This is a genomic window from Polyangium fumosum (genome assembly GCF_005144585.1).
Classification (GTDB): domain Bacteria; phylum Myxococcota_A; class Polyangia; order Polyangiales; family Polyangiaceae; genus Polyangium; species Polyangium fumosum.
On the sequence record NZ_SSMQ01000040.1, the window covers coordinates 24,257 to 39,838 of the forward strand.

At 69.4% G+C, this 15,582-nt stretch carries 12 protein-coding genes; 3 read left to right on the plus strand and 9 right to left on the minus strand.

Annotation, left to right across the window (positions count from 1 at the left end):
- The first annotated feature begins 89 nt into the window (after positions 1 to 89).
- Positions 90 to 947: a proline and serine-rich protein 1 family protein gene (locus E8A74_RS31325; protein ID WP_136932779.1), complete on the plus strand. Its 858-nt coding sequence runs from the start codon at positions 90 to 92 to the stop codon at positions 945 to 947.
- Here the strand turns inward: E8A74_RS31325 and E8A74_RS31330 are convergent, their stop codons facing one another.
- From E8A74_RS31330 to E8A74_RS31340, 3 genes are read right to left on the minus strand one after another with little or no spacing between them, the layout of a single operon-like run.
- Positions 948 to 1,937, minus strand: a complete 990-nt coding sequence (locus E8A74_RS31330; protein ID WP_136932780.1) for a hypothetical protein — start codon at positions 1,935 to 1,937, stop codon at positions 948 to 950.
- Entirely contained in the window at positions 1,937 to 3,280 is a 1,344-nt protein-coding gene (locus tag E8A74_RS31335) for a serine/threonine-protein kinase (RefSeq protein ID WP_136932781.1), read from the minus strand. Before E8A74_RS31335 ends, E8A74_RS31330 begins: the two co-directional genes overlap by 1 nt.
- On the minus strand, positions 3,281 to 4,246 hold the full coding sequence (locus E8A74_RS31340) for a tetratricopeptide repeat protein (RefSeq protein WP_136932782.1): 966 nt from the start codon (positions 4,244 to 4,246) through the stop codon (positions 3,281 to 3,283).
- Between the two features lie 112 nt (positions 4,247 to 4,358).
- Here E8A74_RS31340 and E8A74_RS31345 point away from each other — a divergent pair, with 112 nt between their 5' ends.
- Together E8A74_RS31345 and E8A74_RS31350 are read left to right on the plus strand one after the other, a co-directional pair.
- Positions 4,359 to 5,183, plus strand: coding sequence for a hypothetical protein (locus E8A74_RS31345; RefSeq protein WP_136932783.1), 825 nt, complete (start codon positions 4,359 to 4,361; stop codon positions 5,181 to 5,183).
- A 34-nt stretch (positions 5,184 to 5,217) separates the two neighbouring features.
- Positions 5,218 to 5,772, plus strand: coding sequence for an RNA polymerase sigma factor (locus E8A74_RS31350; protein ID WP_136932784.1), 555 nt, complete (start codon positions 5,218 to 5,220; stop codon positions 5,770 to 5,772).
- On the opposite strand, the gene E8A74_RS31355 is transcribed toward E8A74_RS31350, so the two are convergent.
- The 6 genes from E8A74_RS31355 to E8A74_RS31380 all read right to left on the minus strand — a co-directional run bounded on the left by E8A74_RS31355 (position 5,732) and on the right by E8A74_RS31380 (position 15,519).
- Positions 5,732 to 6,268, minus strand: coding sequence for a matrixin family metalloprotease (locus tag E8A74_RS31355; RefSeq protein WP_170229517.1), 537 nt, complete (start codon positions 6,266 to 6,268; stop codon positions 5,732 to 5,734). The two genes, E8A74_RS31350 and E8A74_RS31355, sit on opposite strands and share 41 nt — an antisense overlap.
- Before the next feature lie 274 nt (positions 6,269 to 6,542).
- On the minus strand, positions 6,543 to 7,649 hold the full coding sequence (locus E8A74_RS31360) for a hypothetical protein (RefSeq protein ID WP_136932786.1): 1,107 nt from the start codon (positions 7,647 to 7,649) through the stop codon (positions 6,543 to 6,545).
- Between the two features lie 132 nt (positions 7,650 to 7,781).
- On the minus strand, positions 7,782 to 9,122 hold the full coding sequence (locus E8A74_RS31365; protein ID WP_136932787.1) for a LamG domain-containing protein: 1,341 nt from the start codon (positions 9,120 to 9,122) through the stop codon (positions 7,782 to 7,784).
- A complete protein-coding gene (locus E8A74_RS31370; protein ID WP_136932788.1) occupies positions 9,122 to 9,961 on the minus strand; it encodes a hypothetical protein in 840 nt (279 codons plus the stop codon). Before E8A74_RS31370 ends, E8A74_RS31365 begins: the two co-directional genes overlap by 1 nt.
- Complete coding sequence (locus E8A74_RS31375; protein ID WP_136932789.1) at positions 9,958 to 11,451, minus strand: serine/threonine-protein kinase; 1,494 nt, start codon at positions 11,449 to 11,451, stop codon at positions 9,958 to 9,960. Before E8A74_RS31375 ends, E8A74_RS31370 begins: the two co-directional genes overlap by 4 nt.
- A 48-nt stretch (positions 11,452 to 11,499) precedes the next feature.
- Entirely contained in the window at positions 11,500 to 15,519 is a 4,020-nt protein-coding gene (locus tag E8A74_RS31380; protein WP_136932790.1) for a DNA topoisomerase 3, read from the minus strand.
- Positions 15,520 to 15,582: the final 63 nt, after the last annotated feature.

Sequence of the window (15,582 nt, forward strand, 5' to 3'; positions counted from 1 at the left end):
GACGAAATCGTCCTGCTGAGCGTGAATCGCCCGCGTCGCGCGGCGTCGAAAAGTCGCTGCCGACGTCATGGCTGCGTGGAGGATTCGAAATGAAGAAGTACGCGACGATCCTGGCATTCTGCGCCCCTCTGCTCGGACCGGCGATGGAGGCTCGAGCGGACGTCGGGATCGATGCTTCGTTTCAGGCGCAGATGCAGATGAGGACGCCCGCGCAAATGCGGACGCCGGTGCAATGGCAACCGCCCGTCCAGGTGCAACCGCCCGTCCAGACGGCTCCCCCGGCGGTGCGGCCTTATGGTCCGCGATCGGTCCCGCGCCCGCAATATGGGCCCGTCCCCACGCCGAGGCGCTACGGGTACGCGTCCCCCGGCTACACCGAGCTCCGCATCGCGCCGGCCTTCGGCGGGATGGCCTGGATCTACGACGGCGACACCCTCGTCGGCTCGATCGAGGGGCGCCCGGGCGTCCTGTTCGTCCCCGAGGGGCGCGCGTACGGCGTCGTCATGACCCGCGGCGATCGTAGGGTTTGGCAGGGCCATGTCCAGGCCACGCCCGGCGTCGTGGCCCTCTCTCTCGACCGCTACGGCGCCCCGCTCGTCGAGCGAATCCCGCCCCCGCCCTCGCACGGCGGCTATCCGCCGCCCGCCTTCGAACTCGAACAGCCCCTCTCGGCCATCCCGTTCCGCACCACCATGGCCGACCTGGAGGCCTTGCGGGACGATCGCAGCCGTCTCGCGTTTCTTGGCGAGGTCTTCGGGAATCGCGCCGTCACCGTCGGGCAAGCGCACGATCTGATCGCTCGCTTCGCATTCGAAGAATCACGCCTCCGCGCGCTCGAGCTCCTCGCCCCGAACCTCGTCGGCCGCGGCGACGCCTCGCGCCTCCTCGACGACTTCGTCTCCTACGAGGGCCGCGCCCGCGCCGCCGCCATTTTGCGCCTGCCGTGACTACCCGCAATGCCCGCTCGACGTCCCGTCCGGCGGCATGCACGAGAGCCCGAGGGTCGCGCAATCGATCGTGACCTTCGATCCCGCCACGCAGGCCGCGATCGACGAGCCATTGCAGACGTCGATCCCGGGATCGACCGGCGAGCATGCTTCCCCGGACCGCGCGCAACGCGCGCCCCCGTCCTCCTCGGCGCAATTCGCGCCCATCGCCGCGCAATCGAACTCCGAGGCGAGCGAGCCGTCGCAGACGCGCACCCGCGCCTCGTTGGGCGCGCAGGACGTCGTGCCCGGCTCGTCGCACGGAAACACCCCGTCTTCGGTCGCGCATTGCGCGTCCGCGCCCTCGGCGCCCTCCGGGCAGGTGAGCCCCACCGTATCGCAATCCTTCGCGACCTTCAGGTTCGACGCCGGATCACACCGCACGTACACCCCCGACGTGCAGCGCGGCGGCGCCGCCGTATCGGGCAAGCACCCGCTGAGCGCGCATCGCCCCTCGCTCCCGAGACCGAGCCGGCATTCGCTCCCGGCGCCCCAATGCGGCGATACACAACGCTCGGCGTACCGGCTCGTGCAATCGACGAGCATCCCCTCGGACGCGCACGCGTCGCCCGCCACGCCCGCGCAACGCGCGTCGTCCTCGGCGAGCGGCTCGACGAAGGCGCATGCGAGCGCCTCCGTGCACCCTTCGGCCTCGCTCACGCAGCCGAGCAGGCTCGCCTGCGCCGAGAGCCCGAACCGGTTCGGCGGCAAGGGACCTGCGAGCCACCCGAGGCACGTCGAGTACCGCGTCGCGCTCGCCGGCACGCCGATCGACCGCGCGATCGCCTCGGAGAGCCTCGGACAGCGGAAGACGAGGCTGCACGCCCGCGCGCCCTCCTCGATCGAGAGGTACCCGGGCAGCGCGTTCGCCTGCGGGGGCACCGTGAGCCCATCGAACACGGTGCATCCGAGGAGCCCGAGGAAGAGCCAAGCCAAAAGTTTTCCACGCATCACCGACGATTGTCGCCGATCTCCCCCGCCCGATACGGATTCGCGTGCAAATCCCACCGCGGCGCCGGTGCTTTCGGGCGCGCCGATCCCGACGCACTGCCCGAAGACGGCCTCGCCTCGGCCGTCGCCGCCGTCGGAACGGGCCCGCGCTCGCCCGGCGCCTCCTCGCCCGGCGCATTCATCCCGGCAATCCCCGCGGCATCCCGCGCCGACGCCACGCGCGCCTCCACGCCCGCGTTCGCGTGTGCAGGGCTCGGCGCCGCCCGTCGCATGGCGAAGAGCGCGAGGAACCCACCTCCCGCGAGCGCCGCCGCCGAGGCCATCATCAAGATCGACCGCGACGACGATCGCCGGCGCGGCTTGTTCTCCGCGGCCTCGACCCTTGGTTGGTCCAGAAAAACGCGCACCGCCTCCCGCCGCCGCTCGATCTCCACTGCCCCGAGCCGCGCGAGGATCGCAGAGACCTCGCGCGCCGGCGCCGGCGGGAGCGCGCGTTCGAGCGCGTCCGCGAATGCCGCCGCCGAGGCGAAGCGCTCCTCGGGATCACGGCAGAGCGCCGCTTCGAGCACCTCGTCAATCGCAGGCGAGAGGCCCAGCGCCCCCTCCGAGAGCCGTGGGATCTCGTCTGCGAGCACGCCGATCAGCACGTCGGCCTCGTCGTGCCCGTCGAAGAGCCGCTCGCCCGTGATCGCCTCGTGCAGCACCACGCCTGCGGCGAACACGTCCGCGCGCCGATCGAGCTCACGACGCCGGAGCTGCTCCGGCGCCATGTACGCGATCGTCCCCTTCATGATCCCGCTGCCCGTCTGCGTGATCCGCCGCGCTGCTTTGGCCACGCCGAAATCGATGAGCCGCGCGCGCCCGTCCGTGCCGACGAGCACGTTCCGCGGGCTCACGTCGCGGTGCACGATCTCGAGCGGCTCGCCGCGCAGATCCTTCGCTTCGTGCGCTGCGTCGAGCCCGGCGAGCACGTCGAGCAGGATCCGGCTCACCACAGCGGGCGGAAGCCGCTCGCCCGCGCGCCGGGCCGCGTCGACCAGCGCGCCGAGCGAGAGCGACTCGACGTACGGCATCACGAGGCAAAGCTCGCCCGACGCGTTCACCACGTCCTCCACCGGCACCACGTTCGGATGCCGCATCGACGCCGCGACGCGCGCCTCGTCGGCCAGCATGTCCCGGAGGTTCGGCTCCTTCAGCAGGTGCGGATGCACGCGCTTGATCACGACGAGCCGTTCGAAGCCGACCTCGCCCGTCTTGCGCGCCAGGTACGTCGTCGCCATGCCCCCGGAGGCGAGCTCGCCGATCACCTCGTACGGACCGATCCGCTCGATCGATCGCGCCATTCAGAAGCTCCCCGTGGCCTCGACGAACGCCGGGCTTCCGAGCACGGGCGGCATGAGCCCGATCTTCACGTCCCGCCCGCTGCGATCCACGAGCCAGATCGATCCGAGCGCGCCCGTGACCGCGCTGAGACCGAGCGACACCCCGATCAGCACGTTCGTGCGGAACTGTTTGTCCCGACCATCGTAGAGTTTGTCCCAGGTCGGCGCCGCGTCGAAGTCCGAGAGCGCGTCCAGCGTGTCGACCCCCGACCACACGACGAGCCCTGCGCTCACGACCGTCGCCGCCCCGCTCGCGACGAGCGCCGGCACGAGCCAAGGTTTTTCGGCGCGCGGCGCGGGCGCCGGTGTGGGTTTGGCCGGCAGGCGCGTGGCTTTCGCGGCCGGCCGCGTCGGTTCTTGGGGAAATTTGTTCGGTGTCGAAGCAACACTTTCCGCGATGAGCGCCACGCTGCGCACGCTCCCTGCTTCGAGCGCCTCCGTCCGCTGCACCGCGATCCCACGCACGCGCCCTTTGATCACGTGCGTTCCAGGGTGCACGTAGACGCTCGTCCCATCGAGCCGCTGATCATCGACCTGCACGTCCTCGGCCTCGGGCGCGAACACCTCGATCCGCCCGAGCTTCGCCGCGAGTTCTGCGAGCGCCTTGCCGGCTTCGTCGCGATCCGGCGCGCCTTGCGGCGCCTCGCGCAGATACCGCGCGTAGCCGTTCGCCGCGCGCGCGATCTCGCCGGCCTTGTCCCATGCTCGCGCCAGGTTCCAGAGCGGCGCCGGGTGCGGGGCTCTTCGGTACGCCTCCTCGAAGCGTTCGGCTGCTCTTGAAAAATCACCGGCTCGATACGCGCGTTCGCCCTCCTCGAATGCGCGCGTCGCGGCGGCGCGATCCTCGGCCGTGACCGCGTGCTCCTCGGCCTGCGCTGCTGCGATCCCGCCTTCCGCCGGCGTCGCGAGGAGCGCGAGCGTGGACACGACGAGGCCGGCTCTTTTTCGAGAAACGGAGCGGGCGAGGAGGTGCATTCCGCGATAAGATACCACGCCTTCCGAGCGCGCCGAGGCTCCCTCCGGCGCGGGGAGCAGGGGTATGACACATCTTGTCCTTCCCTCTCGAGCGACTCGTGCGTCCATCGTCGGGCTCCTCCTTGCGGCGACGGCCTGCGGCCCTGCCGAGAGCGAGGACGAGAGCGTCGACGTCGAGCAGGCCCTCGACGCGTTCGACGTCTCGCAGAACGAAGCGGCGCTCGTCATCGCTTCGATCGCGCGCCTCGATCCGAAGAACACGAATCCCGACCTCGCCGCCGTGAAAGCGGCGGCGACGGCGGGCCTCGTTTTCCGCCCCATGGATTGCGTCACGTCGACGCGAAAAGACAACACGGTGAAGTACCTGCTCTCCGGTTGCATCGGCCCGTTCAAGACGGGGAAACTCGACGGGAAGCTCGACGTCGTCTTTTCGGTCGGCGCGAGTGGCCTGCACGCGCTCGCGTCCGCGCGGGATCTGCGTGCCTCGCGGGCGATCCTCGACATCGACTCCGAGGGGTTTTTCTCGCTGGACCCGGACGGCCAGACGCGTCGCCTCGTGGTCGAGGCGAGCGGGGCGGGGCAGGGACCGCGGGGGCATCGCGTCGAGCGCGCAGGCGACTACACGGTCACCTGGAATGCCACGGAGAAATGCGCCACGTTCGAAGGTGATTTCGAGACCCGCGTGGGCGCGCGGGTGTTCCGCACCGCCGTGAGCGATTTCGCGCGCTGCGCGGGAGAATGCCCCGCGGCCGGCGGCGAGATCGTGCACGAGAAGAAGGATCTCGGCATCAGCATCCGCATCACGTTCGACGGCAGCGCGGTGGCTTCCTGGTCGAGCTCGCGTGGCAAAAGCGGGACGATTCCGCTATTCTGTGGCGCTGAAGCATGAACGAACGAGCGCCGCGGCGCCGAGGAGGACATCGATGAGCGAGGCGGCAGAGGAGGGCGACGTTTCGCTCGTCGAGCGGGTCCTCGCGGGGGATCGGAGCGCGGCGGACGCGCTCGTGAAGGAACACCAGGCCGGGATTTTGCGCCTCGTGCGCCGGTATGTCCGGCGCCCCGAGGACGCCGAGGACGTCGCGCAGCGGGCTTTCCTCAATGCGTTCGAAAAACTCGCCGATTTTCGACGCGAATCGAGCTTCCGGACATGGCTGTATCGGATCGCGGTCCACGTCGCGCTGAACCACGTCCGTGGATCCTCGCGGGAAGGCCCGCTCGCCGACATGGATGATCTGCCTGCGTTCACGAACTCCCTCGAGACGAGCCGGCTCGTCGCGGCCGAGGTATGGGGCCGCGTCGTGCAGCGCCTCGAAGAGCTTCCCCCGAAGCAGCGCCTCGCCGTCGAGTTACGCCTCTTCCACGAGCTCAGCTTCCGCGAGATCGCGGTCCTCGCCGATTGCAGTGAGGACAGCGCCAAGGTGAACTTTCACCACGGCATCAAGCGTCTGCGGGGGTTGATCCCGGATCCGAACGCTTGAGCGCGCGGGCGTTTCGCCGCCTCCTCCACCCGAAGATCCCCGCGCCCACGGCGCCGATTGCCGCTGAAAAGAAGAAGGCCCGCGGGGCCGACACGAACGAACCGCCCGGGTCTGTCCGGACCGACGGTTCGTCCTTCCGTATCGATGCAGGCGCTGCATAGACCGCGCATATCCCCGCCACGTCGTCCGGATCGAGCGCGCGCCTCGCCGCGTGCCCCGGCTTGATCCCTGCGCGCATCACGGCCGTCGTTTGCCCGCTGTGCGCGAGCCCCGCCGCGTGCCCGAGCTCGTGGAGCAGCACCGTCTCCAGATCGAGCGCATCCGCCGGCACGCGCTCCGTATCGCTCCACCGCCGCGTCGCGTCGAGCTCGATCTCCACGCGCCGGATCTCGCCCGTCCATTTGTCGCTCTCGACATCCGTATGCGCCGCGATCGCCGCGCCGTGACGCCACCCCGAAATCACGACCCGCACCTCGATCGACGCGTCTTCCCCCACATTCGCTTCGACAACCGAACCCCCGAGCGACCCGCAAAACACGCCCGACCATGTCGCCGTCGCCCGGCGCAAGGCGCCGCGGCCCCCGTCGGAAACACCCGGCACGGGTGTGGCAAGACGCACCCGTGCCGGAAGCGAAGGAAAATGCAGGCGCGCGCCGTACTCGGATCGTCCGGTTTCGTAAGCCCCGGCTGGAGGCGTGAAGAAAAGGCCCACGAGCACCCCGAGGGATGCCCGGACGAACACGAAGACGGCGCGCGCCCGGTTCATGCTTTCACGGGGCGATCGGATCGGCCGCGTCCGCCTCGGCCGCGTCGATGTCCATCGAGCCCGACTCCTCGAGCAATGCGTCGAGCTCCGGATCCGCGTCCAGCCCGTCCGCGCTCACGTCGGCCTGATCCGGCGGCGCTTCCTCGGCGAAGCCGGCGCACATCTCGACCGTCCCCTCGTCCGGGTTCATCGCGTCGTTGTTCGGGTTGTCGTCCTTGTACGCCGTGCGCAGGCCATCCTTGTCCCAGCATTCGTGCGCCGTGCCGAGCAGCTTCGGGTTCGGCCCGAGCGAGGCCACGGCCGCCGCGGCGCGCCCGCCTTCGCCGGCCTTCCACAGGATCCGCAGGCCGATGGCCTCCTGGCCCGGCAGATCCGGGATCGCATCGCCCACGCCGACGGCCCGGAACCGGCCGCCCACGCCCACGAGCCGCACGAGGTCGGCGCCGTAGTTGACCTTCTGCATTTGCGGGTCGTCCCGACGAACCACATTTACGTACGCGATACGCCTGCCGCGCTTGTCGCCCTTGTGGTTCGCGAACCAGAAATGGACCGACCCGTCCGCGCCCGGGGCATTGTAGAGATCACTCACGTTCGTCAGGTTCACGTGGAACCGCCCGCCGCCCGTCTTCGGGCCCTTCTTCACGAAAATGCCCGTGAGCAGCGGCTTCTTCGCGCCGTCTGCGGCCTTGCCCTGCACCAGGTACCGCAGCCGATCCTGCGTCGTGCGCACGACGGAGAACGTGATCTCCACGCTCTGGATCGTCTTCACCCATTGCGCGTAGACACGGCCGTCCGCCGTCGCGCCCTTGCGCGTGGGCTCGCCCTGGGCCGCCTCCTTGATGAAGCTCAGCACGGCCGCGACGTCGCCGCGCGCCTTGTCGCCCTGCTTCTGGCCCTCAGCGAGCAGCGTCGCCGGATCCCCGATCATCTCCGCCGCCGCGGCCGCGTCCTGGTCCTGCTGGATCAGATCGCCGAGGTCGACGATCTCGTCCTGGGCGATCGGATCGACCGACGCGTCGGGGTCGGGCTCAGTGCTGCCGCCGCCGCAGCCGGCGAGCGCCAGGGCCGAAGAAAGGACGAGGCTCGAGAGCGTGTAACGAAGCCATTTCATGCCGAGATCTCTCCCTTCGATCCTCCGCGCGTGGCGGAGGATCGTCATTCGAACGAGAGCGTACGCGCGCCCCTCCGGCGCGTTTCACACCTCGTTCGCGCTTCTAGACACCCCGGCGGGCGAAAGGGAAAATCAGCGCTTCGCGTGGACCTTCACGGCGAAGAGCCCCGGGCCGTCGCCTTCGCGGTAGCCTTCGAAGCTCGCCTCGTACTGGAAGTAACGAGCCCTCGGCACGACGAGCTGCATGTCCGTGGGCGGGCCCAGCGTGCCCGTCGGATCGACGAACCAACCGTCGCTCCCGTCCGCACCCACGAACGGCGGATCGCCGTCCTCGCACGCCGGGTCACTACAGGCGCGCACGCGCAGCGCGAGCCGCGCCCCGCCGCGCCGGTAGATCGACATCACCTCGTCCGGCCCGAGCGCGCGTTTCCAGATGGCGACCTCGTCGTAGGCCCCCTCGGCCTGGAAATCACCTTCGGACAGCGCGCCGACGCTGAAGTCGTCGCCGGTCAGGAAGATGGGGGTGTTGAACGTGGTCCCGAGCGTCGCCTCGGCGAGCCCGTCGACATAAAGCACGACCTGGGCCTGCGCGTGCCCCTTCTTGACGGCCGCGAGGTGATGCCATTGACCGTCGTTGATCTGGCTCGCGCCGCAGAACGGGACACCGTCGCTCGGGTCATCGAAGTTCGACATGAAGGTGCCTGCGGCGCGGCCCTCGGGCGAGCCCTCGCCGCAAGGTCCGAAGTCGGCCGGCGCGCAGCCGAGCCAGAGGTGCGGGCCGCTGAACCCGGTGTCGACGCCGAGGAAGACCTTGTTCCCCGAGCAATTCGACTCCGTCTTGGCCCAGAGCGCCCAGGTGAAATCCCCCTGGTTGAAATCGTAATCCCCCGAGATCGTGTCGAGCGCGAGGTATGAATTGAGTTTGTCCCCGAGGCCCTGCCCGATCGGACCCTCCTCGAACGAGAGCGTCGTGCCCACGGGCGCGGTCACGACGGCGTTGCTCTTCTGGCCGGACGTATCCATCGCCGCGGCCCCCGGGGTCAGTGCGCCTGCGCCGTCGAGGTGGAGCAGGAGGACGTTCGCGGACATGTCCATCGACCCCTCCGCGTACCCCACCTCCTTGCCACGGGAATCCGGTAATGCTTTCAGGTACGGCCCCGCCGGGGTCCAGGTGAACGTGGTCCAGTCGACGGGCTCGCCCGCGTCGAAGACCCGCGAGCGAAACGCTCCGTCGAGCGAGCTCGCCTTCAGGCGCAATCGCGCGGCCGCCCACTCCGTGTCCGAGAACGACCCGAGTTCGAATTCGCCGTCGAACCCGTCGTCCACGAATTCGAGCGTCCCATCCGGCAGCTCGACGGGTCCACTCCCGCTCCCGCTCCCGCCCCCCGACGAGAGCGCGTCGAGATCGACGAGGGCCGAGCAGCCCAGCGTGAAGGAGAGGGGGACGAGCGCTGCGAAAAGGTGCGTCTTCATCAGAAGGTTCCTCGAAGGCCCACGAATCCGCCGCCGATCGTCGGGGCAAACTCCAGGCGGGGCATCGCGCTCTTCTGTTCGTCGGTCGGCTTGGGCTTCGACACGAAATACACGACCGCCGCCGCCCCCAGGAGGGCGAGCGACGCCCCGGCCGTGATGTCCGCCGCCAAGAGCTTCGTACGCACGGGATCCACCGCCGCGTCCGTGCAGCGCGGCGCGCACGATGCTTCGAGGTCCGATTTCGCCGAGAGCGCGAGGAGCCCGATCACCCCGGCCGCGCCGAGCCCGAGGAGGCCCACGCCGCCGATCACGATCGGCGCGATCGGCACGCCGCTGCCCTTCTCGCCCTCGGGCGAAGGCTCCGGGGCCTTCGGCTCCTTCTTGAACGACGCCTCGATCCGCACGAGTTTGTCCCCCTCGTGCACGATCACCTTGCGGGTCACGGGCTCTGCGCCGTCCCGCTCGAAGCGCAGCACGTGCTCGCCGGGATCCATCGGCATGGCCTTCCCATCGAGCCGATCGCGCACGAGTTTGTCCCCCTCGAACACGCGCACGTCCGCCGTCTCGTCGCCCTTGTCGTCACGCGCGACGATCACCACGGTCGGCAGGCTCTTCTCGATCTCGGCGAGCCACTCGGCGCAGTCGCCGCGCACCACGCGCGGGCAGGTGTTGTCCGAGCAGACGAGCGCCGCCTCGCGCGCCTGCGCGAGCTTGCCTTCCTTGCGCAGCGACTGCGTTTGCTCGTACGACGCCACGCACTCTTTTTTCGTCGTGGCAGACGCGGGGGCCACGAGCGGGATCGTCGCTGCGGCGAAGAAAACAAGGGCTCGGGTCTTCACAAACACTCCGGCTTGATGCGGCGGATCCCCTTCGCGTCGATGGTGTACGGCGGGCTGCAGCCCTCCGCGCGGGGCGCCGTCTTTCCGCTCGTCGTCGTCGCTGTCGCCGCGCCCGTCGGCGCGCTCTTCGCCGTCGATCGCGGCGTCGCCGCCGTCGTCGCGACGGGCGCGCTCGTGCTCGCCGTCGTCGTCTCCGGGGGCGCGGGCGTGACCGTGGGCTCGGGCGGCTTTGCAGACGCGCTCGCCGTCGTCGCGGCGCTCGTGGGCGCGACCGGCTGGATCCCCGTCGCATGCTCCGCGCGCCCTCGATCGAGCCAGAGCACGGCGGCGCCTCCGAGCGCGACGACGAGCACGGCGGCCGCGAGGATCACGACGGATCGAGGAAGCGCCACGGATTGCGGCGCATGGGGCACCGCGATCCCCGAGACCTGCGAGGAGCGCATCGCCGACGGCATGCTCGCCGCGTCCACGCTCCCGTCGTGCGACGCCGGCAACGGCACGTCCGCGTCCGACAGCGACGCGTTCTCGATTGCTTGCACCTCGCGCGCGCGCCGCGTGATCCCCTCGGGCGCCACCTGCGCGAGCCACTCGCCGACCTCCCATGCGGGGGCCGGCGGCACCGCGGCTTCGAGCGCCATCGCCATCTCCCGCGCGGTCTGGAAGCGCTCGGCCGGATCCCGCGACAGCCCTCGCATCACGACGGCTTCGAGCACGGGCGGCACCTCGACGCCTATCTGTTTCAGCGGCGGGATCTCGTTCATCGTCACCTGCGCGATGATCGCGAGCTCGCTGTCGCCGTTGAACAACCTGCGCACCGCGAGCATCTCCCAGAGCACGATGGCCGCGGCGAACACGTCGACGCGCCGGTCCACGCGACTGCCGTGCTTGATCTGCTCCGGCGCCATGTACGCGTATTTCCCTTTGAGCTCGCCCTCGCGCGTCACCTGAGCGCGGCCCATCGCCTTCGCCACACCGAAGTCGAGCACGCGCGCCGTCCCCTCGGCGCTGATGATCACGTTCTGCGGCGACACGTCGCGGTGCACGATCCCGAGCGGCTCACCGCGCTCGTCGACGGCCTCGTGCGCGGCGTGAAGCCCGTGCAGCACGCTCGTCATCACGCCCGACACGATCTTCAGCGCCGGCCGCTGCGACCCGTCGCGCTCCATGTTCCGGAGCACGCGCGCGAGGCTCTCGCCGTGCACGTAGTCCATCACGAGCAAGAGCTCGCCGCCCTCGGCGATCATGTCGAGGATCGGCACCACGTTCGGGTGCTTGATCCGCGCGGCGAGGCGCGCCTCGTCGAGGAACATCGTGCAGAACTCGGGGTTCTTCGCGAACTGCGGGTGCAGCCGCTTGATCGCGACCGTCCGCGCGAACCCCGACGGCCCGAGCAGGCGCCCGAAATGGACCGTGGCCATGCCTCCCGACGCGATCTCGCCGTAGAGGGCGTACCGACCGACCTTGCGCGCGCCCGCGTGCCCTCCTGTCATGAGGCCGTCGCCACTCTAACAGACCGCGCCCTTTTGCGGCCACATCTCTTACCCACCCTTCTTCTGCCGCGCCTTCCAGGCCCAGAACGCCTTCGAGCTTCCGCTGCGCTTCCCCTTCGCCTTCCCGCTCCCGCGCGCCTTCTTCTTCGGCGCCTCGTCGAGCGTGACGAACCGCGTGGGCGCGCCGCCTCCGTGGGTTTGTCCTTCCTCGGTCAACGACACCCGCTGGAACTCGATCCACTCCCCGCCCTTCTGGAACGAGTCCGAGCGCACCTCGCAGAGCCCTGCGCGCACGAGCCCGTTCACGAGGTGCTCGAACGAGCGCCGATCGAGCGACTCGCCGAACGTCTCGCGATGCAGCCGCCCCATCGGCTGCCCGTCCTCGTCGGCGAGCGCGTCGAGGATCTTCTGGATCGCCGCCGTCTCGGCGCGGCTCGGCTCGCGGAACTTCCTCCCGACGCACCCGTCCGGCGCGCACACGTCGCACACCCCGCAGGGCCTTCCGTCGTCCTCCTGGTCGCCGAAATGCCGGACCAGGTGCAGCATCCGGCACCCGTGCCCTTCGGCGTACCGGGCCATCTTGGCCAGGTCTTCCTGCTTGTGCTTCCGCTGCGCCACGTACTCGCCGAGGAAATCTTCGCTCCCCCGCCGGATCCCCCCGTCCGCGTCGAGGATCGCGCCCCCGCTGATCCAGAGCTTTTCGAGCACCTTCTCGAATTTCTCCGGATCGGACTCCACCCGCGGGGCCAAGGCCTCCTTCGTCTGCGGCCGCGTCCCGAGCGCGGCGAACAGCGCCGAGAGCAGCGCCGGCTCCGGGTAATCGCGCTCGAAGAAAAACTCGTGCGTCCGTCGATCCGTGAACGAATGCATCAAGATGGCCCGTGACGGCAACCCATCCCGCCCGGCGCGCCCGATCTCCTGGTAATACGCCTCCACGCTCCCGGGCAGCGCCAGATGGACCACGGTCCGCACGTTCGATTTGTCCACCCCCATTCCGAACGCGATCGTCGCGACCACCACCTCGAGCTCCCCGCCCAGAAACGCCGACTGGATCCGGTCCCGCGTCCCCGTCTCCATTCCCGCGTGATATGCCGCCGCCCCCAGCGTCGTGAGCTCCCGCGCTGTCTCCTCCGCGTGCTTCCGCGTCGGCGCATACACGATCGCCGGCCGCCGCTCCTCCGGCGCCAAAAGCTTCTTCACCGCGTCCGCCCTCGCCGACGGCGAAAGCTCCACCACCTCGATCCCGATGTTGGTCCGCCGAAACCCGTGAATGAACCGCGCCGCCTCGGACAGCCCGAGTTCCCGCGCGATATCGTCCTGCACCATCGGCGTCGCCGTCGCCGTCAGCGCCACCACCGGCGCCGGCCGGAGCGAAGGCAACCGTTGCCCCAGCATCCGATACTCCGGCCGAAAATCATGCCCCCAATGGGAAATACAATGCGCCTCATCCACGGCGACCAGCGTCGGCTTCCGCCGGGCCAGCATCTCGGGAAACCCCGGCACCCGCAACCGCTCCGGCGCCACGAACAAAAAATCCAACCGCCCCGCCAAATACTCTGCACAAGCGGCCCGCGAGCTCTGCCGATCCCGCCCCGAATGAATCCGCTCCGCGGCAAACCCTTGCGCCCGCAGCTTCCCCACCTGATCTTCCATCAAAGCAATGAGGGGACTCACCACCAGCGTCGTCCCCCGTCGTGCAATTCCCGGCAACTGATAACAAAGCGACTTCCCGGCCCCCGTGGGCATCACCAAGAGCACATCCTGCCCCTCGGTCACGGCCCGACAAACCGCCTCCTGATAAGGCCGAAACCCAGGAAACCCAAAACGATCCCTTAAAATCTCCCCCAGCGTCGCATCCGCCCGAACCTCTCGCCGCTCCGCCAGCGGCAACTCCGCCTGCCCATTCAACACCCGCGCTTGTCCCATACCCTTCCCCACCCCCGCCGAAGCAAACGCCGTCACCTTGCTCGGCACCACCCCCGGATCGACCTTCCCCTTCTTCCCCACCCCCTCCTTCTCCTTCCGCGCACTCTTCGCGCGAGCCGCCACTGGTTCGAGGCCCGCGGGTGCCGGGGCTTTGGAGGGCCGGGGTGGTGGGTCCTGTTGTTTGAGGGCCCGCTTTGCGGGCCCGAGTTCGGGGGAACCGCCCCGGCCCTCCAAAGCCCCGGCGCCCGCGGGCCGATCGTCCCCATCCTGCACCGCGCCCACCACATACTTCACATACGCTTCAATCCCCCGCATGAACGCCTTCAAATCTCCCTCCCCACGCGACAACCTCGCCAAACGCGCCTCCCATTCCCCGGTCATCGCGGCGCTCTTCACATGCGGATGAACCGACCCCACCAGCAGAATCCCCTTGTCCGTCGCCGCCAAACTCTTCCCCATCCGGACCACGTATTCCCGCTTGATCAGCGTCTCGATGATCGCCGCGCGTGTTGCCGGCGTCCCGAGCCCCGTGTCCTTCATCGCGTCCGACAGCTCTTTCTCCTCCACCGTCTTTCCGGCCGTCTCCATCCCCGTCAAGAGCGTCGCTTCCGTGTACCGGTTCGGCGGCTTCGTCGTCTTTTTCTCCGCTTTGGCCCCCAGCACCCGCGCGGTTTTTCCTTCCGAAAGCCCTCGCGGCAGCTTTTGCGCCTCCGCTTCCTCCTCGGCCCCCTCCGCCTCGCCCTTCTTTCTTTTTTTCGGCCCCGCTTTCGTACCGGCCCCCCCGAGGTCCAGCACCTTCCAGCCCACTTGCTCGACCACCGTCCCCGCCGATCGGAATCGATCCACCGCTTCCGGCGACGTCACTTCCGTGATCACCGTCGTCGTTCGCTCGATCAGATCCTCGTGCCACGCCGCGAGCAGCCTCCGGCAGACCAGGTCGTAAAGCTTTTGCTCCTCCGCCGACAGCGATCCGCGCGCGGCCGTCGTCGTCGGCACGATCGCGTGGTGGTCGGTCACCTTCGTGTCATCCACGAACCGCCGCCCGAGCGGCCTTTGCCCCGTCCCCGGCGCCAGAAGCCCCTGGTAGTTCCCCTCGATCGTCTTCACCACCGACGGCAGCGTCTGCGCCACGTCCGTCGACAGATGCCGGCTGTCCGTGCGGGGATAACTGATCAGCTTGTGCCGCTCGTAAAGCGATTGCGCAAGGTCGAGCGTTCGTTGCGCGCTCCACCCGAACAGCCGGTTTGCGTGTCGCTGCAGCTCCGTCAGATCGTACAGCAATGGCGACGGGATCCGGCGCGTCTCCGCCGACACCTTCGTGATCACCGCGCGCCCCGCGCTCACCCGCCGCGTGATCCGCCCCGCCTCCTCCCCGTCCGGCGGCAGCCGCCTCGGTTTTTCCGGGCCGCCTGGTTTTTCCGGGACATCCAGCAGGATCCCCTCGTACCGCCCGTCCGGCCCGTCCGGCGCTCCTTCCGGCGCGAACGTCGCGCGCACCTCCAGGTAGTCCTCCGGCACGAACGCGCGGATCGCTTGTTCTCGCTCGACCACCATCGAGAGCGTCGGCGTCTGCACCCGCCCGACCGACAGATCGTGCCCGAGCGACAGCGAGTAGGCCCGTGACAGGTTCATCCCGACGAGCCAGTCGGCTCGGCTCCGCCCGCGCGCCGCGTCCGCCAGCGCGTCGTAGTCCCGCGCGTCCCGGAGCTTCCGGAAGCCCGTCCGGATCGCGTCCGCCGTCAGCGAGGAGATCCAGAGCCTCCGCACTGGCTTGTTGCTGCCTGCGGCGTCGTAGATGTAGCGGAAGATCAGCTCGCCTTCTCGCCCGGCGTCCGTCGCGCAGACCACCCACTCCACGTCCGCGCGGAGCAGGATCTTCTTCACCACGTCGAACTGCTTGCGCGTCTCCTCCAGCACCGTCAGCGGCCAGGTCGGCGGCAGCATCGGTAGCGTCCGCAGGTCCCAGCGCTTCCAGGCCGGGTCCATCTGGTGCGGCTGCGCCAGCGCCACGAGGTGACCGATCGCCCAGGTCACCACGTAACCGGCGCCTTCGAGCGCACCTTCGCTCGCCTTGTTCGCGCCGAGCACGTGGGCGATGTCCCGGGCCACGGACGGCTTTTCGGCGACGACGGCGATGGTCATGGGCAGCGGCCCCCGGCTCGGGGGCGGCGCATCATGACAAAGGGGGCGGGGATGGGCAATCCA